The following is a 24,904-nucleotide window of genomic DNA, read 5'->3' on the forward strand; positions in this document are numbered from 1 at the left end:
ATCTTTTTTAACAGTCATTTCATGGACGAATACATAGACATAGTAACTAAAGAAGGTAAGCCTACAGGGAAATCTGAACTTAAATCTATTATCCACCAAAAAGGATACTACCATAATACAGCGCATATTTGGTTTTACACCGCAAATGGTGAGGTATTATTATCTCAACGATCTGCAAAAAAAGCAATTTGTCCACTCATGTGGGATGTATCGGTTGCTGGACATATAGATGCTGGAGAAACTATAGAACAAGCTGCTGTTAGAGAAACTCAAGAAGAAATAGGCGTATCTATCTCTGAAACCGATTTAAAAAAAATAGGCATGTTTGAATGTTTTAAATCTTATGGAGACAACATTCATGATAACGAATTTCATCATACCTTTTTAGCAGAACTTAAAGTTCCAATATCTAAATTAACACCACAGGAAGAAGAAGTTGAAGCTATAAAATTAATTTCTATTGAAGATTTAAAACTCCTTTTTAAAACTATTGGCAATAACAATAATCACTTTGTAGAATCTAACAAACCGTATTACGAATTTGTTTTACAAGAAATTATAAAAATTCTGAGTTAAATGAATTTATTATTAGTTGCTATTGCTCCAGTAGTAGTTGTTATTTTATATATCTATTATAAAGATAAATATGAAAAAGAACCGAAACGCCTTCTTCTTTATAATTTCTTATTAGGAGCTATAGTTAGCATTATTATAACTACCATATTCTATTATATTTTTGATATTGTTTTACCGTTAACAGATTACGAAAGCATCTTTCAGCAGTTTATAAAAGCTTTTTTTGTTGTTGGTTTTTCTGAAGAATTTAGCAAATACATTATAGTTTACTATTTTGCGCAGCGCAATAAAGCATTTAACGAACCATTTGATGGTATTGTTTACGCCGTTATGGTTTCAATGGGGTTTGCTGCAACAGAAAACATATCGTATGTATTACAAGGCGGTTATGAAACCGCGCTTTTAAGGGCCTTTACAGCTGTTCCTGCTCATGCTACCTTTGGTATTCTTATGGGATATTATATGGGAAAAGCAAAATTCTCAAATAATAAAACCATATTAAACATTAGCGGTTTACTTTTAGCCACTCTTTTTCATGGTGCTTACGACTTTTTCTTATTTATTGATTTTGTACCAGGTATTTGGGTTGGTGCTTTTATATCGCTATTTATTGGCATTGTATTATCTAGAAAGGCCATTAAACGACATCAAGACAATTCGAATTTTAAGATCTAAATAAATCAATAAAAAAAGGAAGCCTATTAACAAGCTCCCTTTTAATTTACATAACCAAATAAAAGCTACCTTTAAATTAACCTTAATTTAAATAGCTTTTATCATAACAACCATAACCCTATTTTACTTTCATATTACAATACAAGATTGTAATTTTTTCCAACCCTTTTGAAAGCAAAACAAGTAGGCTATCATGAGTGGATTATAGTTGTTGATTAATAGCTCTACAAATTTTATAATTCACTTTGATTAAAGCATCATTTATTACTACGCATTTATTACGCAAACCTTTAAAATAAAGAGATTAAAGCCTTTTTTATTAAAAACATCAGAAATTAAAACATTTAGACAAATAAATTTATCACATTATTAAAATGTGGCTTCAAGATGCTTTATTAAAGTTGTATTTTCGAGATTAATTTTTTTAGTAATACGGTAACGTTTACTTTCTATAGCTCTAACAGTAGTATTTAAAAAAACAGCTATTTCCTTATTTTTAAAACCAATGAATAAATAATAACAGATAATAACTTCTGAATTATTTAATTGCGGATAAAATTCATTAATTTTCTTAAAAAACTCAATATTCAAATCGTTTACTAATTCTAAATGGCTTTCTGTTTTATCTAAAAGTGTTGAAGAATTAAGGTGTAAATTTTTATAAAAACCTTTTATGCTTTCACGTAAACTTAAAGGATCATTAATTGCAGCAATTGTTTTAACCTCTTTTTTTAAATTGACTATATACTCTTCTAAACCTTGTACTTTAACCGTAAGCTTTTCGTTATTAGATTTTAAATAAGAAAGATTACTTTCTTGATTTCTAACCTTCTTTAATTTAAACTTGACTTTCTTTTTATTATTAATAAACAAAACACATAAAAAAGATAAAGCAAAAAATAGTATAACAGCTAGAGCCCCATTAAAATATTTTTTAATATTTTCAACTTCCAATTCAGATTCTGCTTTTATCAACAAATCATTTAGTTTATGATCGGCATTTACTATATTATTCATCATTTTTTCTTCAAAAACCAATAACGAATCTACATAAGCTCTAGCTTTATCAATATTTCCAGAAATTTTATATGCGTTTATACTTAGGTTTAAATAGTTCTTTACTAAATTAACATCCATATAGTTTCTAAGTTTAGCTGCCTCTGACAAATAATAAAACGTAGAATCTAATTGTTTCTTTTTAAAATAATTTTCGGCCAAAGGCACATCAATTCCTACTTTAAAAGCTAAATAATTATATTTAATTATTGTTGAATCTTTTTCTAAAGATTTAAATTCCTTAAAATATTTTTTTGCTTTATTTAAACTATCAAGATCTATATAATTTACAGACAACATAAAAGTTGCAAACATATAATAGTAAGCATCTTCTTTAGCATTTTTATAAGTATCTAGATGTTTTATTAACATCTTATTACATGCATCATAATTATAATCAAGAAACAAAGTATAAGCATGCATTTGTTCAACTTCTAGTAAGCCAAGTGAATCATTAGCTAAAATAAAATACTCTTCTGCTTTATCTAAATATTTATAAGCAATAGTATCTTTTTTAGCAAAATAAACTCTTGTAAACAATTCTAAACAAGAAGTAGCTGCAACACTATAATTCTTTTCTTCTTTCGCATATTTATATGCTAGTAAATTACTTTGATATTTATCAGCCTCTTCATGCCTGTCATCATGTACTAAGGCCTTAATAGCATAATAGTCGGCAATTCTACCCTCTATAGCTTCTTCAATAGGTTTCGGTATAGAGTTTAAAAAATTACTAGCTATTTTAGAATTTGTATCTATATATACTTCTGCTGAATCAACAAAACGATGATAATTTTTATTTTTCTGACTAAATCCTGAAAAACATAAAATTATAGCAAAAAAGCTTGAAAATAATATTTTGAGAGAGTAACTATTTTTTTGCATTACTATAAGTATGCTGTTGTTTTAAAATTATGCAAAAATACATAAAAACAAGATAAAATAGCATATAAAACATTACATCTTATATAACACAGAAAATTCAATGTTCGTTGTGTTATGGCCTTCATTTGGAACTTTCAGTTGTAAGTTAGACGTATGTCTTAACGAATATCTAAAATCAAGTTGTGCCTGACCAATTCTATAAGATAACCCTAATCCAAATACATCTGAAAACGCAAATCCTTTTGCTAACCTCTCCGTAGGTTTATCAGCAATCATAGGACCAACACTACCTAAAGCATATGCACTTAGATTGTTATATATATTATACCTCGCTAAAAAACCAAGATTTAACACATACTCTTTAATGGTTCTATTTTGAGTATATAAATCTCTTAATTCTAAATAGTTTTCACTATCAGTAGGTTTTATAAACCATTTATTTAGTAATTGATGCTCAGCTAAATTATAACTTGGCTCTATATTAATCTCATAACTCCAATCTTTTTTTTCTAAAATCTTATAGTTTATTACAGCTTTATAAAAAGTAATTTCATGACTATAATCTTTTGAATTAAAAGGAAACTTATTTTGAGATCCTGTTCCGTAAGACAAACCTAATTTAAGGTTTTCTTTTTTTATTTGAGCTAATGCTATATTATTTACAACGAAAAATACAACAATCAGAAAATATCTATTAAAAATAAACATCATTTAAAGTAACTTAACCTTTTACAATTTCAGATCGATGCATAAACGAATCTTGCCAACGTTCAAAACGAGCATCAAATTTATCAGAGAATACTAAATATTGGCATTTCCCAATACTTTCTGGTGTTCTTGTTACTTCACTTAAACTATTATTTCTAAATAAAAATTCAGCATCTTCAACAATAAACATTTGCAACTTATTAAGATTAATGCCATTTAAAAAAAAGATTTTATTTAGACGCTTTGGGGTTGCGATAACAATATCGGTTCCAACATAAATTTCATCCTTTTGGTCGTCTATACTCTTTTCTTCATAAGCACAATATACACGTAAATTGGTTCCTTTTTTAAACGCATTAAACTCTAATTCTAAATCTAGTGCAGCTTGCTTATCTTTTACAAAAATGAGTGCACGCGGTGCATCTTCAAAAGCATTTTTTAATTTTTGAATAACACTAATAACCAAACTAGTTGTTTTACCTGATTCTTTTGGAGCGATAACAAACAAACTTGATCCCCCTTTAATTTTAGATAATATTTTTTTCTGAAGCGGTAAAGGCGTATCAAACCCCTTATGAGCAATCGTATCTTTAAGTGGTTCAATTAATTTCTTGAATGGCATAAATAGTGTTTAATTTTATTTGCTTCAAATATAAGGTTTTCAGAATCTATATATAGTAGGAATATTGAAAACAAAAAAAGGCATTCATTTCTGAACACCCTTTTTCTGCTATTAGTCACTCTATAATTTAGAATTCTAAATCTGCTACTAAATCGAACTCATCGTAAATAGCTTTATCTTTTAAACCATCCATAAAACTAGCCGAACCATATTTTATATCATATTTAGTTCTATCTACTTTTAAAGATGCTGTTGCTTTATTTCCATAAATTGAAATTACAAAAGCAATAGGGTGTGTTTGTTCTTTTATTGTTAAATTTCCAGTAACATTATAAGCGTTTTTTCCAGAAGCTTCTACTTTAGTAAAAGTTAATGTTGCCGTTTTAAATTTTTCAACACCAAAGAAATCTGCAGATTTTAAATGTCCATCTAACTTCCCTTTATACTCTCCTTGTAAATCGGTTGTATTAATAGTAGTCATATCAATAACAAACTCTCCTCCTACTAGTTTACCTGCGTCAAAAGATAATGATCCAGATTTAATAGCAATAGTACCTTCATGAGATCCTGTTACTTTATAACCTTTCCAAACAACTTTACTGTTATCTGTTTTAATGTCCTTTTTATCTACATCTATTCCTGTAAAAGAAAATGATGCAAATGCTATTATTGCTACTGCTGCTAAATTTTTAATTACTTTTTTCATCTTTTTGTTTTTTAATAAATATTATGATACAAATGTCTGAAACAAGTATTGAACAAAAAATAAGATAGATTAAGAAATGATGTTAATCTAGATTAACATTTATCGATCTAAAAGAAGTTGACTTTTTAGTTTACTAAGAAATTCTTTAGTTATACCAAGGTATGAAGCTATCATATACTGAGGTATACGTTGCTCAATTTTAGGATATTGTTCTTTAAAATACACATATTGCTCTTTAGCAGAAAGACTAAAACCTCTAACTATTCGTTTTTGTGATGCTATAAACCCGCGTTGTATAATTTGTCTAAAAAAACGTTCTAACTTAGGTATTTTATCAAACAATTCTTCTCTAGTGTCGTAAGGAAACAAGACTAAATCTGTGTTTTCTATACATTGAATATTAAAATCGGCTGGTGTTTGTGTTATAAAACTAGCCATATCAGAGGTCCACCAATCTTCAATAGAAAACATTAAAATATGCTCCTGCCCTTCTTTATCTACATAAAACGTTTTAGTGCAACCAGACAATACAAAACATTCATTTTTACAAATATCGCCTTGTTGTACAATATATTGTCCTTTTAAATAGGTTCTTAAAACAACTTTTGACTCTAAAAAAGCTTCTTCGTCTTTAGTTAAATCAATGTAGTTACTAATATATTTTAAAAGTGGTTCTATTTTTTTATCTATCATTTTATGAATCTAATAAACGCCTATGATAATTAATTTGCCCTAAGTGATAACTAAAATGGGTTGTCAAAAATGTTAAAAAATATTCAAAAGTCATCGGTTCTTTAAAAACCTCAATAGGATATTTTTTTTGTAAATCATTAACTGATAATTTACTTAAAGCATCTTCAATAACAACTACAGTATCATCAATCTGCTTTAAAAGACTATTAACAGGAATATCTTTAATAGAAAACTCAAGTTCTATTTGTCTTACATAACCTGTATTCCCTATAACGGCCCCAATAAAATGGTTAAGGTTTCCTATAATATGTAAACATAAATTTCCAGCAGAATTATTAATATTTTTATCTATAATCCAAAGGTTTTTTTCAATTTTATATAATTCAATCTCTTCTTTAAGACTAGCTAAATTATTTTTAAATATTTTAATTAAAGTTTCTGTATACATCGTCCTTTTTTTTGTATCAAATTTAGTAATAATAATATTGTATTATTAAATGATTATTGAGTTTTTACTCCATTAAATTCTTCTACTTTTGTTGTATGCAAAAAACAGAACATTTTAAACTAGAATTTGTAGCCTTAATGGCAGCACTCATGTCTATTGTAGCACTGTCTATTGATGCCTTATTGCCTGCGCTACCAGATATTGGAAAGTCTTTAAATGTTACAAACACAAGTGATAACCAACTGCTTATTACCATGATATTTTTAGGTTTAGGGTTTGGTCAACTTATATTCGGCCCTCTTTCTGATAGTTTTGGTAGAAAACCTATTGTTTATTTCGGATTTACACTTTTTATAATAGCTAGTATTATTTGTGTTGCTACTAATAATTTTGAATTAATGATTATTGGACGCGTACTTCAAGGTGTAGGCTTATCGTCTCCTAGAAGTTTAAGTTTATCTATGATTCGAGATTCTTATAGTGGAGATTATATGGCAAAAATAGTGTCTATTGTTGTTATGTTTTTTCTATTAATTCCTGTTATTGCTCCTACTTTAGGGTTATTTTTACTTCATTTTTTTAATTGGGAATCTATATTTTATTTCAACTTAATTTTTGGCATATTTATTATGCTTTGGTTTTGGAAACGACAACCAGAAACCTTACCCAAAGAAAAACGCATTAAGTTTACACCACATCTTTTTATTGATGGTACAAAAGAATTTTTTAAGTATCCTGCCGCTGTTGCGTTTACGCTTGTATCTGGTTTTATTACGGGGTCTTTTATGGTTTATTTAAGTACCTCACAACAAATTTTTGAAGATCAATACAACTTAGCCGATATGTTTCCATACATTTTTGCTAGTCTAGCTATTTCTATAGGTTTGGCTACTTTTTTAAATAGCCAATTGGTAGTAAAATTTGGTATGATGCGCATTGCATACATGGCAAGCATAGCATATTCAGTAATTTCTATTTTTTACGTTGTTTTATTTTGGTCTGGCAACAATCCTAATATTTATGTTTTAGTAGGATTTTTTGCTTTACAATTTTTTTCGGTTGGCTTTATTTTTGGCAACCTTAGAGCTTTAGCTATGCAACCAATAGGACACATTGCTGGTATTGGCGCTGCTATTAACGGTTTTATTTCAACAGTTATGGCGGTTCCTATTGCTAACTACATAGGTGGTTTTGTAAAAAATTCTGTTTTACCTCTCTTTATTGGTTTTTCAATTTTTGGTATTTTATCTGTATTTGTTTTCTTTGTTTTAAACCGAAAAACTAAATTAGTTACTAGTTAATTTTTTTCTTCCTTTAAGATAAACTTACAAAAGAGACTTTAAAATAAATTTTTTAATTACAGCATATCACGCTTTAATTCGAATATTTTTATAATATTTATTTATATTGAGCGACATGAAATGCGCAATTAATATCACTAAATAAACATATAATTATAATGAATACAAATAACTCACAATTCACAAAATATGAAGACAACAATAATATATGGTTGTCTCAAAAAAACAATCAAGAATTTAACTTAACTGATTATGGCGTAACACCCACCATTCTTGAAAGCGAAGCGCAGGTAGGTCAAGCCATGTTAAATGAACTTTACAGCACTGCAGCATCAAAAGAAGGCGATATTAATATTGCTCTTCTTGGAGGAAGAGGCGCTCAGGAGTTACACCGTTTATTAGGAGCGTTAGCAAAATCGAACAAAGAGGATTCGCTACTCGCAAGACTAAATGTATTTACTCAAGATGCCCTTGCCCCTATGGGTATGAGTAATGGTTTTAGTTTTGTTAGGGATTTTGAACGCATTTTGGGCGATGAATTTTTCAAAAAAATAAAAAGCTTTACTCCAATGCGAACAGATACAAAAGATTTAGAGTCTGCACTTATAGAATATTTAAATAAACTGGAAGCATTAGGTGGTTTAGACATCTTTTTTATTGGTCATGGCCCAGAAGAAAACCATGCATCACACCTTGCTTACATTAAACCTTTCTCTGGAGCACAGAGTCACCATGTTGCAGGAATAATTCCAATATCTAGCAGTATTTTAGAACACCACATTAGCAAATTTAAAGCAGGAGGAAGCGTTGTAAATGCAAGTGATGAAAAGGAATGTCGATCTGCTAAATACATCCTTACTTTAGGACCAGCAGCCATATTACAAGCAAAAAAAATAGTTCAGTCTGTGGTGGATGCCGATTCCGCTTCTGCTAAAATAAAAACGTATGCAAACGTGCTTAACACAAAAATTAGTTCAAACACAGAAGAAGCGATGCAGCAATTAAACACAAATCCTGGATTATGGATAAAGTTACATCCCAATGCAAAATCTTTTGTATTGCCTAGTTTAGGTCTGTAATCAAGAAAAACAAGAAATTAACTGAACACCCACTTTAATTTTATAAAGTCATATAAAATTAAAGTGGGTGTTTTGTTTAGTAACCCGGAATCGTTTACTATTAATTACTCAATATGCTAAACGAACAACGCTATAAAACTTCACCAAGACTTCTAAATCTTAGCTTGATACGTATACAAATCAAAATACCTACCACCTGAAGCTATTAATTCGTCGTGTGTACCACGTTCTACAATATGTCCAGCTTCTATTACTAAAATTTGATCTGCTTGTCTAATCGTACTTAAACGGTGTGCAATTACAATGGTGGTTCTATCTTTAATTAATTCGGCTAAACTTTTCTGAATTAACGCCTCACTTTCGGTATCTAAACTAGAGGTTGCTTCATCTAAAATAATAATTTTAGGATTTGCCAAAATAGCACGCGCTATTGCCAATCGTTGACGCTGTCCTCCAGATAATTTGACGCCTCGTTCTCCTATCAACGTATCTAAACCTTCATCAAACCTATCGGTAAATTCATTTACATAAGCTGCTTTTACAGCGTTTTGTAATGCTTCTTCGGAAGCATTTGGTCTCGGGAACATAATATTTTCTCTAATCGAGCCTTCAAATAAAAATTCATCTTGCAACACCACTCCCAAGTACTGACGATAACTACTCAACTTAACCTTCGATAAATCTTGATTATCGATAGTTACTGTTCCTGCTTTAGGCGATAAAAAAGTAGCCGATAAGCCTGCAATAGTCGATTTTCCAGAACCTGAACTTCCAACCAAAGCCGTAACCGATCCTGCTGGTGCTTTAAAATTTATGTTATGCAAAACTTCTTTGCCTTCTTCATACGAAAACGACACATCATCAAACTCTAAATCTCCTTTAAAAGTTTCTAACTGAATATCTCTATCTTCGGCATCTTCCTCAGCAGTCATATTCATAAGCTCTTCGGTTCTATCTAAACCTGCCAAAGCTTCGGTTAACTGACTTCCTATATTACTCATTTGCACAATTGGCGCTATCATAAAACCAAGTATTAAAGTAAAAAAAAGAAACTCACCCGAGGTCATCTCTCCCAAAATCATGTAATACCCACCAATACCCATAATACCAGTAGTGGCAACTCCTATTAAAAAAGTAGACGAACTCGTCATAAAAGCTGTAGCAGTTAAACTCTTTTTTACATTCTGAAATAGTTTATCAACGCCTTTTTCAAACACATCATTTTCTTGTTGTTCGGCATTAAACGCTTTTATAACACGAACACCTGCTAAGGTTTCGGTAAGACGCCCTTTAACTTCGGCGTTTATTTTACCACGTTTTCTAAAAATAGGGCGAATGTATTTAAAGGCTCTCAGCGCAATGTATCCAAAAATTGAAAGTGGTACAAACACAAAAAGAGTCATCCACGGATTTAGTTTTATTAAAATAACTAAAGATATTATGGCTGTAAACGATCCGCCAACTAATTGTACTAAACCTGTACCTATTAGGTTTCTAACACCTTCTACATCGCTCATAATTCTAGAAACCAAAGCGCCCGACTTTGTATTATCGAAAAAACTAATGGGTAACGACAATACTTTTTTCTGTACTTGCGCACGCAGTTCGCTAATTAAATATTGTGCTTGCACACTTAAAATACGAGTAAGCAAAAATGATGTTGTAGCTTGTATAGTAATAGCTGCTATTACAATACCAATTAAATAATAAAGCTGTGTATAGTCTTTATTTGGCACGACTTCATCTAACAATACTTTACTCTGCCATGGTAAAATTAAGCCCGATAAACTTCTAATAACAATTAATAGTAAACCAATAAAAACCAACTTTCGCCTTGGCCAAATAATAGTTTTAAAGGCTTGTACCATAGTTACTTTAGAGGCTTTTTTGGTTTTGTTTATAGATGATTCTTTTAAATGTTGCATTTAAATAATTTTAATAGAAGAAGTAGTAGGCGAAATTAACTATTCTTTACAACGAATCATATAAATAAAGAGCCTAAAAATTAAAAGTGTCTAGTTTTTATGGGTTTACACTTTATAAGTACAGGAACTTATTGCTTTTGTGGTAAGAAAAATCTAATTTTGGGTATCGTTTGACGTAAGTCGTTAAAAACTCGTAAAAATAAAACCAATCTTTATGAAAATTAAAAACCTACTAAATTTAATTCTTTGTCTAATCTTATTAAACTGTTCAACTAACGATAATAATTCAGAACCAACTGAAAATATTTTTAATGGTGATATTATAATTAAATCCCAAAGTGAAGTTATCGAATTAGGCAACAATAAGTATACAAAAATTACTGGAAGTTTAAGAATTGAAACTGATCTAAGCTCATCAGATATAAATGATTTATCCCTGTTTAGTAATCTGACTGAAGTTGGTGGTGATTTTGTTTTAAAAAACAATTCTTATATCAAAAATTTAAATAATTTTAATAACATTGAAACTATAGGAGGTAATCTAGAATTAATTGAAAATGGTATAAAAAATTTAGATGGATTCATTAAACTTAAGAAAATAGGTGCGGACATAATACTTATTCAAAATGCTCTTGAAAATCTAGATGGCTTTAAAAATCTTGAAATTATAGGAGGAGGATTACTTATAACTCAACCTTTAATTAGTAGTCTTGATGCGTTTAGCAATGTTTCTTCAACTATTAAAGGATTTGTTCTTTTAGAAATGAAAAATCTTCAAAATTTAAATGGACTCCCAAAAATTGGACTAACTACAAAATCAATAAAAATATCTCAAACAAGAGTTCAAAGTTTAGAGCCTTTTTCTAACCTTCAGAACATAGAAGGTTTATTAGAAATAATTAATAACGATAATTTAGAAAGTTTAGATGGTTTACATAATATAAATTCTACAGGAAAACTAAGTATTAGAGGAAATGATGCTTTAAAAAATTTAGACAAAATAAACAACTTATCAATTCTATATGGAGAATTAGATATTTTTGGAAATTTAAATCTAGAAAACATTAATGGTTTATCAAAGATCACTTCTATCAATGGGGATCCTTTATCAACTAATGGACATTTTTTTGGTAATATAAATATTGAATTTAATGATAAACTGACAAGCATTAATGGTTTAGAAAACATTACATCTTTAAGTAATGGGTTAACAATTGAAAACAACATGAATTTAACCGATTTCTGTGCAATAAGTAATCTAATTAAAACTAGAGAAAAGCCTATTTCAATTAGAGGCAATGCTTTTAACCCTAACAAACAAGACTTTATAAATAATAATTGTGGTTTATAATAATAATTTTTGCAAACATTCTATATAAAAATCGCTAGTTTTACCTAAATCAAAATTGAATACTCTCTTACTTGCTTCTGATTTTTATAAGAAAAATGTTCGTACACAAACACATAACATTTCATATACGTAACCACCAATTAACCGATAAGCCCCTACTCCACACGCTCAATCTTAGCACCAATAGCACGTAAACGTTCATCAATATTTTCGTAACCACGATCTATTTGTTCAATATTCTGAATGGTAGATGTTCCTTTTGCTGAAAGTGCAGCAATAAGTAACGATACACCTGCACGAATATCTGGTGATGTCATGGTGGTTGCTTTTAAAGTCGATTTAAAATCGTGACCAATAACGGTTGCTCTATGCGGATCGCACAGTATAATTTTAGCGCCCATATCAATCAGTTTATCAACGAAAAACAAACGGCTTTCAAACATTTTTTGGTGTACTAAAACACTACCTCTAGCCTGCGTTGCTACAACCAAAATAATACTTAATAAATCGGGAGTAAATCCTGGCCAAGGCGCATCAGAAATGGTTAAAATAGAACCATCAATAAAACTTTGTATTTCGTACCCATCAGTATGAGCTGGAATATGAATATCGTCGCCTTGTTTTTCAACCGTAATACCTAATTTTCTAAATACGTTAGGTATCACACCTAAATCATTCCAAGACACATTAGTAATAGTTAATTCACTTTTAGTCATGGCTGCTAAACCAATCCAACTCCCAATTTCAATCATATCTGGAAGCATGGTATGCTCTGTTCCTCCTAAACTTTCAACACCATCAATAATTAACATATTAGAACCAACACCGCTAATTTTAGCGCCCATTCTATTCAGCATTTTACATAATTGCTGTAAGTAAGGCTCGCAAGCTGCGTTATAAATAGTGGTTTGTCCTTTTGCTAAAACGGCTGCCATAACAATATTTGCAGTACCAGTAACCGATGCTTCTTCAAGAAGCATATAAGTTCCTGTTAAATATTCGGCTTCAACACCGTAAAACTGATCTTCTTTACTGTATCTAAACTTAGCACCTAGTTTTATTAAACCTTCGAAATGGGTATCTAAACGACGACGACCAATTTTATCGCCTCCAGGCTTCGGAATATATCCTTTTCCAAAACGTGCTAATAAAGGGCCCACAATCATAATAGAACCACGTAAACCGCGTCCGTCTATTTTAAATGCATCCGATTCTAAATATTCTAAATCAAGATCGTCTGCCTGAAATGTATATGTATTTCGAGATAACTTCTCAATTTTTACACCCAGTTTCTTTAATAAACTAATTAGTTTATTAACATCAACAATGTCTGGAATATTATTAATTGTAACCAGTTCTTGTGTTAGTAGAACTGCACATAAAATTTGTAAAGCTTCGTTTTTTGCACCTTGGGGCTGAATGCTCCCTTTTAATTGGTGACCACCTTCAATTTTAAATGTTCCCATGTAGATTTAGTAGCGTTTTCTTTGGCGATTATTAGAGTTGTTCTTTTTAGAATGTCCTCCTTTTTTATTTGAATTGTTGCTATATTTTGTTTTTGTACGAAGTAAACTAGTAGATTCTGATAAAGCTTCTTCTGAGTTTCTTAAATCTATTTTCCCTTTTGAAAGTTCAAATAAATGACCATAAATCACTTCATCTTCAACAGTGTCTTTATTCCAATTTAAAAAACACTTTTTCATGTGATTTGCAATGGTATACGTTAAAGCTTCTTTAAGCTCGCCATCTTCCCATGTATTTGCAACATCAATCATGGTTTTTATATTGTTTCCGTAAAAACGGTATTTAGGAAAATTCTGTGGATACTCTAAAGGCTCTGGACGCTCTTCATAAATTTCCTTTGTAGGTATAGGATACGGTGAATCTACATCTAATTCAAAATTAGACATAATAAAAAGCTGATCCCAAAGTTTATGCTGAAAATCTGGAACGTCTCTTAAATGCGGTTGCATATTACCCATTACCGAAATAATAGCTTTAGCTAACTTTTCGCGTTCTTCCTTTGTTTCTCTGCTTTTAGCGTGATTAATCATTTTCTGCATGTGTCTTCCATATTCTGGAATGATTAAATGCTCACGCTCTGTGTTATATTCTAAATCGTCTATCAAAATTTATAGTGTAGAGTTAAATGTTTCTGCATGTAGTTATTATGCCTGCGCAAAATACAAAAAAAAAGGAATTGTTCTATATATAAATTCTAACTTGTTAAAATTAATAATCAATTTACTTATAGAGATAAATAAAATTAAGATTATGTACTATAATCATTACTCTATCCATGTCATTTTCCAATCTTTAATTTCCCATTTTGTATCATTCTTTCCTAAAAAAACTTCTCCTCCTTCATACCCAATTCTAAAAAACACTTGAACGCTATCTTTTGATTTATTAAATGACATTTTATAAATTTCTGGGTGTGTTTCTAAATACCAATGATTCCCCCAATGTCCATGAAAAAATTGTAAATAATTATTAAGGAATTCATATCTCAATTGCTTCTCTTCTTGAGTATGAGCAATAAATTCGTATGTTCCTAAAAAGCAATTAATAGCATCTTCATAATCCTCATTTAAATATAATGTATTAATTGTATCATTATTTATTTTTGGTCTAAATTCCGTAATAGTATTAAATTCATTATTAGATTGCTCTCTAAATTTATCATCATAATTTATACTATCTTGAATTATATAATATGAAATATCTTTATAAATATCGTTACCCCATTCAGAATTACTAATTCTTTCTAATGCCCAGGGACTATACATTTCCTTATAAACATCATAAATATCCTGTAAAGAATCAGGTATAACTGTACTTGGCTCAAATTCATTTTTCCAATTATCCAATATATCTTTTAAACAATCTTTACAAGATTTATTATACGCAGAAACCAATTTATTCTTAATTAATTCTGAATCAGGATTTAAATTACACTCATTAATATTATCATTTGAATTAGTACACCCAATAATTATTAAAGAAATAATTAGTAATACTAGTGTTTTTCTTTGCTTATTCATCATTTACTTAAATTAATTAAAAAATTTTATTTAATAGTAAGATGTAAAAAAGACAAAAAGGTTGCGCAAAAAAACCTACAAACTTATAACGCCTTCAACCTTTTCTGTAACTTCCTTGTATTTATCTATTACCGCATCTGGGTTTTTCATTAAAACATTAATAGATATACTCGTGTATTTTCCGTTTTTAGATTCCTTTTTTTGTATAACGGCTCCTATATTATTAAATAAGGCTTCAACTAATGCTATTTTTTCTTTGTCAGATTTCACAATAAATTTATACAAATACGCTGATGGCCAAACGGCTGTATCGTATAATTGTGCTTTTAATTTTTTGTAAAATTCTTCCGAATTTGGAGGTGTACTCATTATGCTTTTTTATATGCTACAAATATACTATTTTCATTTATGTTGTTACTGTACTTTTTTTATTAGGGCACAATATTCACACAATATTAACTATTTGGTATAGATGTTTTCACTAGTATTTTTTTTATCGGTGTTAAATTCCGAATTTTACAGCTAAATTATACGCATTGAACAGCAAAAAGATTGTTATTACAGGAGGTCCAGGTACTGGAAAAACTTCAATTATTAATGAATTGAAAAATCAAAATCATTATTGTTTTGATGAAGTTATTAGAGAATTAACTTTAGAGGCTAAAAATGATGTGGAAGCAGACTCGCAAATTTCAAACCCCATTGCATTTGTAAACGATCCGTTAGATTTTAATACCAAATTATTAAATGGTAGGTTAAATCAATTTAAGCAGGCTCTTGATTTAAATGAATCGCTCGTTTTTTTTGATCGTGGAATTCCTGATGTTTTAGCATACATGGATTTTTTTAATCAAGAATACAGTGAAGAATTCTTAAAAGTATGTGATACGAATAGATATAATCATATTTTTTTACTACCGCCTTGGAAAGCTATTTATAAAACTGACAATGAACGATTTGAAACTTTTGAAGAAGCCATTGAAATTCATGAGGCATTAAAACAAGTTTATAAAAAATTAGCTTATAATATTACTGAAGTTCCTTTTGGAACTATTGAAAAACGTATTGATTTCATATTAAACAATATTTAAAATATTTTTTTGGAGCATCCCATTAACATATTAGAACGCTACTGGAAATTCACAGCCTTTAGACCCAATCAAGAAGCTATTATAAACGCTGTTCTTGAAGGCGAAGACACCTTTGCTTTATTGCCTACTGGTGGCGGAAAATCGTTATGTTTTCAAATACCTGCTTTAGCAAAAAAAGGTATTTGTATTGTTGTTTCGCCTCTTATTGCCTTAATGAAAGACCAAGTAGAATCTCTTAATAACAAAGGGATTAAAGCTATGGCACTTACTAGTGGTATTTCATACAGTCAATTAGACACGCTTTTAGATAATTGTATTTACGGAAATTATAAGTTTTTATACCTCTCGCCCGAACGTTTACAACAAGAGTTGGTACAGGAACGCATTAGGCAAATGAATGTAAATTTAATTGCTGTTGATGAAGCACATTGTATTTCACAATGGGGAAGCGATTTTAGACCTGCTTACAAAAACATTGTTTTATTACGCCAATTACAACCTAGCGTTAATGTTATTGCATTAACAGCTTCGGCAAAACCAGAAGTTGTAAACGATATTGTAAAAGAACTCGATTTTATTAATCCAAAAATATTTAAACACTCCTTTTACAGACCCAATTTAGGCTATATGGTTTTTCATGAAGATGATAAACATTACCGATTGGAAACTATTTTAAAGAAATACAAAGCGTCTTCTATTGTTTATGTTAGAAACAGAAAATCTACCATAGAAATTAGTTCATTTTTAGAATCTAAAAACATATCTGCAACCTTTTATCATGGAGGACTCGCTAATAATGATAAAGATAGCAATATGAATGATTGGATACATAACAAAAAACAAGTTATGGTAGCCACCAATGCCTTTGGAATGGGCATTGACAAACCCGATGTTAAAACCGTTATTCATTTAAATTTACCCGAAAGTATTGAAAGTTACTTTCAAGAAGCGGGTCGCGTGGGGAGAAATGGAGACAAAGCCTTTGCCGTTATTTTAAAGAATAATAGCGATGAAGTTTTGGTTAAAAATCAATTTTTAAGTGTTTTACCCACTGTCGATTTTGTTAAGCAAGTATATAGAAAACTTTGTAACTATTTTCAAATATCTTATGGTGAAGGCGAATATTTAACATTCGATTTTGATTTCAATTCCTTTTGTAAAACATACAAGTTCTCTAGTGTTTTATGTTATAATGCTTTACTATTACTAGACAGAAATAGTATTATCTCCCTATCTAAACAGTTTAAAAACAAAGTATCAGTACAATTTATTACATCAAATGCATCGCTTTTTAATTATCTAGACACACATCAAGATTACAATATTATAGTAAAATCTATACTTCGTATGTATGGTGGTATTTTTGATCATGAAACAAGCATTAACCTATTTAAAATAGTAGAAAAAGCATCTGTAAAAGAAAATATTATAATTAGCACCTTACAACAATTAGAAAAAGATGGTGTTATAACCCTTCATTTATCTAAAACCGATGCACAAGTTACATTCATTCAACCGCGTGAAGATGACAAAACCATCAACCGAATTGCATCAATTATAGAACAACAAAACCAACTAAAACAACAGCAAGTTAAAGCCATACTTAATTATGTTGAAAATGATTCGGTTTGTAAAAGCATGCAACTCCTCGCCTATTTTGGAGAAAAAGACATGAAACCCTGTGGTATTTGCTCGGTTTGTATAAGTTCAAAAAAAAGTACTAAGCCTAAAAACATAAGTACACTAAAAAATCGTATTATAGAATTATTAGAAAATGGCGATTTATCGTCTAGAGAAATCACCACTAAGTTAGATGCATCAGAAGAAGATATAAAAAAAGTTATAAAACTATTGTTAGAGCATAACATTGTTTCTATAACAAAAACAAACACTTTTAAATTAAGTCATTTATAAAATTAAATATCTGACAGAATAAAATAAACACAAGAAAATGAAAGATTTAAGAATTGTATTCATGGGTACGCCCGATTTTGCAGTTACTATATTAAAAGCACTCGTAGAAAATAAATATAATATTGTTGGTATTATTACAGCACCCGATAAACCTGCTGGAAGAGGTCGTAAACTAAACGAGAGTGCCGTTAAACAATATGCAAAAACTCAAAATCTAAATATATTACAACCAACAAATTTAAAGAACGAAGCTTTTTTAGAAGAATTAAAAGCACTTAATGCAAACCTCCAAATAGTTGTTGCCTTTAGAATGTTGCCAAAAGTTGTTTGGCAAATGCCTGAATATGGAACATTCAATTTACATGCCTCCTTATTACCAAACTACCGTGGCGCAGCACCAATTAATTGGGCTATTATAAATGGTGAAACAAAAACAGGTGTTTCAACCTTTTTTATAGATGAAAAAATTGATACCGGTGAAATGATTTTACAAGAAGATATATTAATTGATTCTGAAGAAAACGCAGGAAGTTTGCATGACAAATTAATGCACCTAGGAAGTGGGCTTGTTTTAAAAACCGTAGCTTTAATTGAAAAAGGTTCTGTAAAAAAAACGCCGCAAGAAGAAAATGCAGAAACAAGAACCGCCTATAAGCTTAATAAAGACAATTGTAAAATTAATTGGAACGACAACATAGATCATATATATAATATGATTCGTGGTTTAAGTCCATATCCTGCTGCTTGGTGTACCTTAATTAATGGAAATGACGAATTAGCCATTAAAATTTATGCCGCTAAAAAGGAGACTTTTAATCACTCATTAATTAATGGTAGTATTATTTCTACGAAGAAAGAATTAAAAGTAGCAGTAACAAATGGTTACATAATTATTGAAGAAATTAAGCTTCCTGGAAAAAAATTAATGGATATAAAATCATTATTAAATGGGTATGCATTTGAAGCTGATGCAAAAATGCTCTAAACCCTTATTAACAGTGATATCTTTAAAAACCCGACGAAATACACTACCTTTATTAACAAAAGCATTAAGTTATTAACAATACTGGGGATTTCCCTTGCTATTACTTGCGTGGTAGCATAATCCGTATAAATTTGTAGTAGGATTTAACAAAAAGTTTAACCAATTTATTAATAATTAAATTTTACATTATGAACAAAACAGATTTAATCGATGCAATGGCAGAACACGCAGGAATTACTAAAGCTGCTGCAAAAAAAGCTTTAGAGTGTGCAATCATTGAAATTGAAGGAGCTTTACAAAAAGGTAACAGAGTTTCTTTAGTAGGATTTGGATCTTGGTCAGTTTCTAAAAGAGCTGCAAGAGAAGGAAGAAACCCTCAAACTGGTGCTACAATAAAAATTAAAGCTAAAAACGTTGTTAAGTTTAAAGCTGGATCTGATTTATCAAGTGCAGTAAACTAAGTTTTACTTCTTAATAATTCAAAAAAAGCCTTCAATTACTTGAAGGCTTTTTTATTTAATATTAGTAAAACAGTTGTGTATTTAATAAATAAATATTAGATTTAGTTACTAAATATTCAAATTATGGTAACATCAAAACCTAAAAAAGGTGATTTACTTATTGCAGAACCTGCAATAATTGGCGATGTTTCTTTTAATCGCTCTATTGTATTATTAGCAGACCACTCGGAGGAAGGCTCTATAGGTTTTATACTAAATAAACCTCTAGAATACACTATAAATGATTTAGTTCCAGAAGTAAAAGCTTCATTTAAAGTTTATAATGGTGGTCCTGTAGAACAGGATAATTTATACTTTATTCATAAAATACCACACTTAATTCCTAACAGTATAGAAATTTCTTTAGGTATTTTTTGGGGTGGCGATTTTAGTAAAGTAGCCGAACAAATAGCTAACAAAACCATAAAAGAAAATGACATTCGTTTTTTTCTGGGCTATTCTGGTTGGGATATCAATCAATTAAAAGAAGAGCTAAATGCGCATTCTTGGGTTGTGACAAAAAATATTTATAAAAAAGAAATTATAGAAAAGGATTATGAATCCTTTTGGAAAGAAAAAATGTTAGAATTTGGTGGCGAATACAGCATTTGGTCTAATGCACCAGAAAATCCAAGTTTTAATTAATTCAATCTAATTTTTATATTTAATTTTTGTAATAAACTTTTAGCAACCTCGTTTGTAAATTTCTTTTTTCTATATTTTGTTACAGATTGAACACCTACAATAACATTAGTTATAAAAATTTCATCTGATTTTTGAATTTCAAAAGGAGAAATAGATTCTTCTACAAGTTCGTATTCTGGAATCGTTTTTATTATATCAATAAGTTGCTTTCTCATAACACCTTTTAAACAACCGTCAATAATTGGTGGTGTTTTTATAGTGTTTCCTTTTACTAAAAACACATTTCCGTTAAGCGCTTCAACAACTTTTTTATCTGTATTTAAAACAAAACAGTTATGTAAATTGTTTTCATTCGCATAAATACTCCCAACAACATTTAGAGCTTTATTATTCGTTTTTAAGGTTGATAATAACGTTGGTGACACATAAAAATCTTTAAACAAATCTACTTCGTAAAAATCTTCATTAAGCACATATATATCATTATCATGAGGTTTTGTTGTAATAAAAAAACTCACATTGTTTGTACTAGGTAAATATAAACCGCCTTCTTCTCTAAATACTGTTAGCTTAATTCTTGAAGATGCTGTAGCTAATTCATTAGATTCTAATGTTTTTTTAATTTGATCTTCTAAAAATTCCATGGTAAAATTCATAGGAATTTCCATGCGCATAATTCTCATAGAAGCCATCAATCTAAAATAATGATCTTCCCAAAACAACAAGTTGCCGTTTAATACTTTTATAGTTTCAAAAAGAGCATCACCATATGCTAAGCCTCTATTTTGAATAGATAACAGTGCGTTATCTTCTAATATATTTCCATTAAAATTTGTCATAAAAAAAACCCATTCTTATTATTAATTAAGAATGGGCAAATATACTTTAAAAAATATTTATAAATTTAAGCTGAACCTAATACTTGCTTTAAACTAGAAATTTGATTTCCCCAAAGCATTTTAGATTCATCAACCTCATCTTCTTCAGCAAAATCTGTAATCATTAAAGACACATCTTTAGTTATTTCATCAACTTGAATTCTAATTTCAAAATAACATTGTAAACCTTCCTCATCATCATCAATCCATCTAAATTTAACACGTTCTCCACTTTTTTTACTTAAAAGTTTAGCTTTTTCTTCACTATCATCCCAAATAAAAGTAAACAACTCACCTCTTGAATTAACATTATCTGAGAACCATTCGGATAAACCAGACGGTGTAGATATATATTGATATAACAGTTGAGGAGATGCGTGAATAGGGAATTCTATATCAAATCTAATTTTATCGTCCATAAGTACTTTTAGTTTATGTTGCCAATATATACATTAATTAAGAATGTATAACAATAATTTTAATAATATTTTATTGTTGTATTGTTTGTGTAAAACAATAATGTTTTTATATTTGCAGCCTTGAAATTATGGCGAGGTAGCTCAGCTGGTTAGAGCGTCGGATTCATAACTCGGAGGTCGCGGGATCGTGCCCCGCTCTCGCTACAAGGTAAACCCAAGATTAAAAATCTTGGGTTTTTTATTTTGCGAAAACATAGCTAAAACATTCTGAATCTTAATATTTGTACATCTTAAATGGGTGTAAATGGTATTAAAAGTCATTATACTTCAACGAATTCGTTTGAAGCAGGCAAACCACATGCCTAAAAAGAACATTTGAACCTTTTTCGACCTTGCATTTAATAAGGTAGTCACAAGCTAGTAATCTTAATAATGGCTAAAAAGTATTAAAAGCTTACCCCTTATTAATGCAATTGTTGTAAGAAACTGGCATATTGAGAATTGTTTGGATACAATTGAACTAGTTTTATCAAAATGTTTTTAGCTTTTTCTGCTTGGTTGTATTTTGAATAATGGTAAGCTAAGGCATATAAAATACTTTCATTATTGTTATCGAGCTTTAATCCTTTAATAAGACTATTTTCAGCATTATTTCTGTCTTGATTTTTATCATAAAGCAAACTAAGATTATAATAAACCCGAATATTATCTGGCATTTTTTCAATAGCCTTTTCTAATTGTTCTATAGCTTCGTCCGTCTTGTTTAACTCTGCATAAAATAACCCTAATGAATAATAAGTCTGTCCAAATTCAGGTTCTAGCTCTATTATCGTTTTAAAAGCTTCCTCTGCTTTAGTATAATCTTTGTGAATATAGTACAAATTTGCTAAAGTGAAACGAACTTGATTATTAATATTATCTATTTCCAAAGCACTTTCATACCCTGCAATCCCATTTTCAATATCACCTTGTTTTAAATAATAGTTTGCTCTTTTTATACGCCCTCCTACAAAATCTGAATTGGTACTTAAATTTGTAAAAAATTCTTTCTTAACTTTTTGATAAAGATCTTTATATGCTTCTGGAATCAAACTATCATTTAAACTCCCTAATCCATAAAATGCTTTAATTCTTATACTTCTTTTTGGGTCTTTTAAAAGCGGTAAAAACGAGCTCATGTAATCTATATTATTAATGCTACTTAAAACATCTAATGTTGCTCCTCTAACTAAAGGAGACTCATCATTGAGTAATTTTATATATTGGTTTATGTAATTATTTGCACTATAATTTGATAAGGCTTTTGCAGCAGAGGCTCTAGCCATCTCTACCTGAGTTGTATCATTTATAAGTTCTAACAATCCATTTTCTGCATGTGGATGTCCTGTAATACCTGCAGCAAGCTTTTCTGAAAAATGTGTAGAGTCTACTTCTCCATATAATTTTTTAAATTCTGTCCATGCCCATTTATCATCTTTATCTTTATGACATCCAACGCAAGCATTAGGCGTTCCGTATTTTAAACTAAGATCTGGCCTTGGTATTCGAAAACTATGGTCTCTTCTAAAATCATTACCCATATAGTATTTTCCTGGCATATGGCAATTTATACACATAGTTCCTTTTGTATCCATTTCGTGAAAATGATGCTTTAGTGTATTATATTTTTCTGAGTCATGACATTGGGTACATAAAGCATTACCCTCAAATTTCAATTTTAAAGAATGTGAATTATGGCAGTTATTACAGGCAACATCATTCTTATACATTTTACTTTGCACAAACGACCCATACACATAATCTTCATCTAAAATTTGGCCGTCTGGATAATAAATGGGCGCTTCTATCAATTGAGGAAAATAATGATCCAGCATAGTGCCTTCAAAATTAAAGGCTTCAGAAAACTGTTCTCGCCTCATATGACACCTAGCACATTGGTCAACTAACTCTTTAGAAGTCGTTTCTAAGGTCATTTGCATAGTTTCAGAATCCTTATAAGTAGCTCCTAATCGCTTTACATCTTCCACATGTTGCTTTCCTGGTCCGTGGCAGGCTTCACAGTTTACATTTATAATTGCATATTTTGTGTTATAGCCATGTGTTTCTTGATTATAATTTTTTCTTACATTGGTTGAATGGCAATCCGAGCACATATTGTTCCAGTTCAAACCTCCTCGAGACCAATGCAACCATTCTGAATGCACTACTTTAAAATCTGGATATAAGTCAAACCACTTATTTTTAACTGAATCCCAAGCTGTTCTTAAACATTGAAAATGTCCGTTAGGGAACTTAACAATATATTGTTGAAGAGGAGTTATCCCAAAGGTATAAATAATCTTGTAATCATGATATTGCCCATCGGGACCTTCTGTGTTTACAAAAAAACTATTCCCTTTTTTATAAAAATGTGAAGTAATACCTTGACTAGTGAATTTCTCTCCATCAAAATTAGCTAAAACAGAAAGACTGTCTGCCAATTGCATAGCCTTATCATGATGAGAACCTTTCCAATCAATGTATTGTTTTTGATGACATTCCTTGCAATTATTATCTCCTAAAAAATGACTATCTGGAATTTCTTTTGTAGATGTAAAGACGTCATTATTCTGACTTATGTATTCTTGTTTTACATCATTCTTACATCCAAAAAAAATATATCCAATTATTAAAGAAGTTATAAGAATTCTCATGGTTAATGTAAAATTACATAAATAATAATCATTATTTTATGATTTAAAGTAAAATATCCAATCTGTTTTCTATTTAAATATATTCTATATAATATATTTTCTAATCATTAAATTATAATTCATATTTTAAAAACATATCGACTCAGTTTAAAAAAATGTAATCTCTTATTTATTAGTCCATATATATTTCACCTCATTATAAAACGTCTATTAACTATATAGAATTATACTCCTCTAAAATACATGTATTACGCTATTTGATTTACTAAATTCTCTCATTTTTATTGATATCCATTTTTTTAAAAAACTTAATAAAAAATGTATTTCATCGATTTTTTTTGCGTTTCATGGAGTTTATTCAAATATTGTTCTATATTAGCAGCCGTAAATTGTTATAATCTCATAATCTCATGAAAAAAATCACCTGCCTTAGTGTGATAATGCTATTAATTGCACAATTAAGTTTCTCTCAAAGTCAAGATGAACAAAAAGCAGAAAAGTATTTATCCATTAAAAAGGAACTTACTTTTACTTTTAAAGTTAATAACCGTTCTGAATTGGATGCCTATACCAAAGACTTATCTATTGTTAATTTCGATGCTAAAACAAAAACTGTTACAGCATGGGCTAACGAAAATCAGTTTAGAGTGTTTCAATCTAAAAACATTTCTTTTAAAGTTCCTACAAGCGAAAATGAAGTAGATCCTAAT

General features: G+C 29.7%; 25 protein-coding genes and 1 tRNA gene. 12 read left to right on the plus strand and 14 right to left on the minus strand.

Translation table 11 applies throughout. The features are described 5' to 3' along the window. Positions 1 to 21: 21 nt before the first annotated feature. A complete protein-coding gene (locus ACH5TX_RS07365) occupies positions 22 to 576 on the plus strand; it encodes an NUDIX hydrolase (protein ID WP_439338886.1) in 555 nt (184 codons plus the stop codon). Next, a complete protein-coding gene (locus ACH5TX_RS07370) occupies positions 577 to 1,251 on the plus strand; it encodes a PrsW family intramembrane metalloprotease (RefSeq protein ID WP_439338887.1) in 675 nt (224 codons plus the stop codon). Positions 1,252 to 1,620: 369 nt separating this feature from the next. Here the strand turns inward: ACH5TX_RS07370 and ACH5TX_RS07375 are convergent, their stop codons facing one another. From ACH5TX_RS07375 to ACH5TX_RS07400, 6 genes are all read right to left on the minus strand, one after another. Continuing rightward, positions 1,621 to 3,192, minus strand: coding sequence for a helix-turn-helix transcriptional regulator (locus tag ACH5TX_RS07375; protein WP_439338888.1), 1,572 nt, complete (start codon positions 3,190 to 3,192; stop codon positions 1,621 to 1,623). A gap of 72 nt (positions 3,193 to 3,264) precedes the next feature. Then, entirely contained in the window at positions 3,265 to 3,903 is a 639-nt protein-coding gene (locus ACH5TX_RS07380) for an acyloxyacyl hydrolase (RefSeq protein ID WP_439338889.1), read from the minus strand. Positions 3,904 to 3,913: 10 nt separating this feature from the next. Then, complete coding sequence (locus ACH5TX_RS07385) at positions 3,914 to 4,522, minus strand: DEAD/DEAH box helicase (protein WP_439338890.1); 609 nt, start codon at positions 4,520 to 4,522, stop codon at positions 3,914 to 3,916. Positions 4,523 to 4,649: 127 nt separating this feature from the next. Further along, a complete protein-coding gene (locus ACH5TX_RS07390) occupies positions 4,650 to 5,228 on the minus strand; it encodes a YceI family protein (protein WP_439338891.1) in 579 nt (192 codons plus the stop codon). Between the two features lie 99 nt (positions 5,229 to 5,327). Continuing rightward, on the minus strand, positions 5,328 to 5,921 hold the full coding sequence (locus ACH5TX_RS07395) for a Crp/Fnr family transcriptional regulator (protein WP_439338892.1): 594 nt from the start codon (positions 5,919 to 5,921) through the stop codon (positions 5,328 to 5,330). 1 nt (position 5,922) lies between these two features. Beyond that, positions 5,923 to 6,369, minus strand: a complete 447-nt coding sequence (locus ACH5TX_RS07400) for a DinB family protein (protein WP_439338893.1) — start codon at positions 6,367 to 6,369, stop codon at positions 5,923 to 5,925. 71 nt (positions 6,370 to 6,440) lie between these two features. Here ACH5TX_RS07400 and ACH5TX_RS07405 point away from each other — a divergent pair, with 71 nt between their 5' ends. Then, complete coding sequence (locus tag ACH5TX_RS07405; protein WP_439338911.1) at positions 6,441 to 7,670, plus strand: multidrug effflux MFS transporter; 1,230 nt, start codon at positions 6,441 to 6,443, stop codon at positions 7,668 to 7,670. Positions 7,671 to 7,828: 158 nt separating this feature from the next. Continuing rightward, a complete protein-coding gene (locus tag ACH5TX_RS07410; protein WP_439338894.1) occupies positions 7,829 to 8,749 on the plus strand; it encodes a hypothetical protein in 921 nt (306 codons plus the stop codon). A 152-nt stretch (positions 8,750 to 8,901) separates the two neighbouring features. On the opposite strand, the gene ACH5TX_RS07415 is transcribed toward ACH5TX_RS07410, so the two are convergent. After that, positions 8,902 to 10,674, minus strand: coding sequence for an ABC transporter ATP-binding protein (locus ACH5TX_RS07415; RefSeq protein WP_439338895.1), 1,773 nt, complete (start codon positions 10,672 to 10,674; stop codon positions 8,902 to 8,904). A gap of 214 nt (positions 10,675 to 10,888) precedes the next feature. On the opposite strand from ACH5TX_RS07415, the gene ACH5TX_RS07420 reads away from it, so the two are divergent. Next, complete coding sequence (locus ACH5TX_RS07420) at positions 10,889 to 12,025, plus strand: hypothetical protein (RefSeq protein ID WP_439338896.1); 1,137 nt, start codon at positions 10,889 to 10,891, stop codon at positions 12,023 to 12,025. A gap of 155 nt (positions 12,026 to 12,180) precedes the next feature. Here ACH5TX_RS07420 and murA read toward each other — a convergent pair whose 3' ends face one another. The 4 genes from murA to ACH5TX_RS07440 all read right to left on the minus strand — a co-directional run bounded on the left by murA (position 12,181) and on the right by ACH5TX_RS07440 (position 15,438). Then, positions 12,181 to 13,491 (minus strand): UDP-N-acetylglucosamine 1-carboxyvinyltransferase, encoded by a 1,311-nt coding sequence (gene murA / locus ACH5TX_RS07425; protein WP_439338897.1) that lies wholly within the window; start codon positions 13,489 to 13,491, stop codon positions 12,181 to 12,183. A 6-nt stretch (positions 13,492 to 13,497) separates the two neighbouring features. Then, positions 13,498 to 14,154: a DUF4290 domain-containing protein gene (locus ACH5TX_RS07430; RefSeq protein ID WP_439338898.1), complete on the minus strand. Its 657-nt coding sequence runs from the start codon at positions 14,152 to 14,154 to the stop codon at positions 13,498 to 13,500. 159 nt (positions 14,155 to 14,313) lie between these two features. Continuing rightward, on the minus strand, positions 14,314 to 15,072 hold the full coding sequence (locus ACH5TX_RS07435; RefSeq protein WP_439338899.1) for a hypothetical protein: 759 nt from the start codon (positions 15,070 to 15,072) through the stop codon (positions 14,314 to 14,316). A gap of 72 nt (positions 15,073 to 15,144) precedes the next feature. Beyond that, positions 15,145 to 15,438: a DUF493 family protein gene (locus ACH5TX_RS07440; protein WP_439338900.1), complete on the minus strand. Its 294-nt coding sequence runs from the start codon at positions 15,436 to 15,438 to the stop codon at positions 15,145 to 15,147. Positions 15,439 to 15,605: 167 nt separating this feature from the next. On the opposite strand from ACH5TX_RS07440, the gene ACH5TX_RS07445 reads away from it, so the two are divergent. From ACH5TX_RS07445 to ACH5TX_RS07465, 5 genes are all read left to right on the plus strand, one after another. Next, the gene (locus ACH5TX_RS07445; RefSeq protein WP_439338901.1) at positions 15,606 to 16,160 is read left to right on the plus strand and encodes an AAA family ATPase; all 555 of its coding nucleotides are present in this window, start codon (positions 15,606 to 15,608) and stop codon (positions 16,158 to 16,160) included. Positions 16,161 to 16,169: 9 nt separating this feature from the next. After that, positions 16,170 to 18,074: a RecQ family ATP-dependent DNA helicase gene (locus tag ACH5TX_RS07450; RefSeq protein ID WP_439338902.1), complete on the plus strand. Its 1,905-nt coding sequence runs from the start codon at positions 16,170 to 16,172 to the stop codon at positions 18,072 to 18,074. A gap of 37 nt (positions 18,075 to 18,111) precedes the next feature. Further along, positions 18,112 to 19,059: a methionyl-tRNA formyltransferase gene (gene fmt, locus ACH5TX_RS07455; protein WP_439338903.1), complete on the plus strand. Its 948-nt coding sequence runs from the start codon at positions 18,112 to 18,114 to the stop codon at positions 19,057 to 19,059. A gap of 188 nt (positions 19,060 to 19,247) precedes the next feature. Beyond that, entirely contained in the window at positions 19,248 to 19,520 is a 273-nt protein-coding gene (locus ACH5TX_RS07460; protein WP_034040429.1) for an HU family DNA-binding protein, read from the plus strand. Positions 19,521 to 19,643: 123 nt separating this feature from the next. Beyond that, the gene (locus ACH5TX_RS07465; protein WP_439338904.1) at positions 19,644 to 20,204 is read left to right on the plus strand and encodes a YqgE/AlgH family protein; all 561 of its coding nucleotides are present in this window, start codon (positions 19,644 to 19,646) and stop codon (positions 20,202 to 20,204) included. Here ACH5TX_RS07465 and ACH5TX_RS07470 read toward each other — a convergent pair. Both ACH5TX_RS07470 and ACH5TX_RS07475 read right to left on the minus strand, forming a co-directional pair. Further along, on the minus strand, positions 20,201 to 21,043 hold the full coding sequence (locus ACH5TX_RS07470; protein ID WP_439338905.1) for an aminotransferase class IV: 843 nt from the start codon (positions 21,041 to 21,043) through the stop codon (positions 20,201 to 20,203). The genes ACH5TX_RS07465 and ACH5TX_RS07470 overlap by 4 nt on opposite strands. Positions 21,044 to 21,108: 65 nt before the next feature. Further along, entirely contained in the window at positions 21,109 to 21,501 is a 393-nt protein-coding gene (locus tag ACH5TX_RS07475; RefSeq protein ID WP_439338906.1) for an START-like domain-containing protein, read from the minus strand. 130 nt (positions 21,502 to 21,631) lie between these two features. Between ACH5TX_RS07475 and ACH5TX_RS07480 the strand changes: the two genes are divergently transcribed. Beyond that, positions 21,632 to 21,705, plus strand: a tRNA-Met gene (locus ACH5TX_RS07480). A gap of 260 nt (positions 21,706 to 21,965) precedes the next feature. On the opposite strand, the gene ACH5TX_RS07485 is transcribed toward ACH5TX_RS07480, so the two are convergent. After that, positions 21,966 to 24,194: a tetratricopeptide repeat protein gene (locus ACH5TX_RS07485; RefSeq protein ID WP_439338907.1), complete on the minus strand. Its 2,229-nt coding sequence runs from the start codon at positions 24,192 to 24,194 to the stop codon at positions 21,966 to 21,968. A gap of 410 nt (positions 24,195 to 24,604) precedes the next feature. On the opposite strand from ACH5TX_RS07485, the gene ACH5TX_RS07490 reads away from it, so the two are divergent. Beyond that, the coding region (locus tag ACH5TX_RS07490; RefSeq protein ID WP_439338908.1) for a hypothetical protein at positions 24,605 to 24,904 on the plus strand (300 nt) is incomplete at its 3' end.

The organism is Thalassobellus citreus (assembly GCF_044385915.1).
Lineage (GTDB): Bacteria > Bacteroidota > Bacteroidia > Flavobacteriales > Flavobacteriaceae > Thalassobellus > Thalassobellus citreus.

What these genes read in the sequence shown, in the direction of transcription:
- ACH5TX_RS07475 (WP_439338906.1), bottom strand. Translation starts at nt 21,501, where the DNA reads ATGGACGATAAAATTAGATTTGATATAGAATTCCCTATTCACGCATCT.
- ACH5TX_RS07470 (WP_439338905.1), bottom strand. Translation starts at nt 21,043, where the DNA reads ATGACAAATTTTAATGGAAATATATTAGAAGATAACGCACTGTTATCT.
- ACH5TX_RS07400 (WP_439338893.1), bottom strand. Translation starts at nt 6,369, where the DNA reads ATGTATACAGAAACTTTAATTAAAATATTTAAAAATAATTTAGCTAGT.
- ACH5TX_RS07420 (WP_439338896.1), top strand. Translation starts at nt 10,889, where the DNA reads ATGAAAATTAAAAACCTACTAAATTTAATTCTTTGTCTAATCTTATTA.
- fmt (WP_439338903.1), top strand. Translation starts at nt 18,112, where the DNA reads ATGAAAGATTTAAGAATTGTATTCATGGGTACGCCCGATTTTGCAGTT.
- ACH5TX_RS07390 (WP_439338891.1), bottom strand. Translation starts at nt 5,228, where the DNA reads ATGAAAAAAGTAATTAAAAATTTAGCAGCAGTAGCAATAATAGCATTT.
- ACH5TX_RS07410 (WP_439338894.1), top strand. Translation starts at nt 7,829, where the DNA reads ATGAATACAAATAACTCACAATTCACAAAATATGAAGACAACAATAAT.
- ACH5TX_RS07460 (WP_034040429.1), top strand. Translation starts at nt 19,248, where the DNA reads ATGAACAAAACAGATTTAATCGATGCAATGGCAGAACACGCAGGAATT.
- ACH5TX_RS07440 (WP_439338900.1), bottom strand. Translation starts at nt 15,438, where the DNA reads ATGAGTACACCTCCAAATTCGGAAGAATTTTACAAAAAATTAAAAGCA.
- ACH5TX_RS07375 (WP_439338888.1), bottom strand. Translation starts at nt 3,192, where the DNA reads ATGCAAAAAAATAGTTACTCTCTCAAAATATTATTTTCAAGCTTTTTT.
- ACH5TX_RS07415 (WP_439338895.1), bottom strand. Translation starts at nt 10,674, where the DNA reads ATGCAACATTTAAAAGAATCATCTATAAACAAAACCAAAAAAGCCTCT.
- ACH5TX_RS07370 (WP_439338887.1), top strand. Translation starts at nt 577, where the DNA reads ATGAATTTATTATTAGTTGCTATTGCTCCAGTAGTAGTTGTTATTTTA.
- ACH5TX_RS07485 (WP_439338907.1), bottom strand. Translation starts at nt 24,194, where the DNA reads ATGAGAATTCTTATAACTTCTTTAATAATTGGATATATTTTTTTTGGA.
- ACH5TX_RS07395 (WP_439338892.1), bottom strand. Translation starts at nt 5,921, where the DNA reads ATGATAGATAAAAAAATAGAACCACTTTTAAAATATATTAGTAACTAC.
- murA (WP_439338897.1), bottom strand. Translation starts at nt 13,491, where the DNA reads ATGGGAACATTTAAAATTGAAGGTGGTCACCAATTAAAAGGGAGCATT.
- ACH5TX_RS07365 (WP_439338886.1), top strand. Translation starts at nt 22, where the DNA reads ATGGACGAATACATAGACATAGTAACTAAAGAAGGTAAGCCTACAGGG.
- ACH5TX_RS07465 (WP_439338904.1), top strand. Translation starts at nt 19,644, where the DNA reads ATGGTAACATCAAAACCTAAAAAAGGTGATTTACTTATTGCAGAACCT.
- ACH5TX_RS07385 (WP_439338890.1), bottom strand. Translation starts at nt 4,522, where the DNA reads ATGCCATTCAAGAAATTAATTGAACCACTTAAAGATACGATTGCTCAT.
- ACH5TX_RS07380 (WP_439338889.1), bottom strand. Translation starts at nt 3,903, where the DNA reads ATGATGTTTATTTTTAATAGATATTTTCTGATTGTTGTATTTTTCGTT.
- ACH5TX_RS07435 (WP_439338899.1), bottom strand. Translation starts at nt 15,072, where the DNA reads ATGATGAATAAGCAAAGAAAAACACTAGTATTACTAATTATTTCTTTA.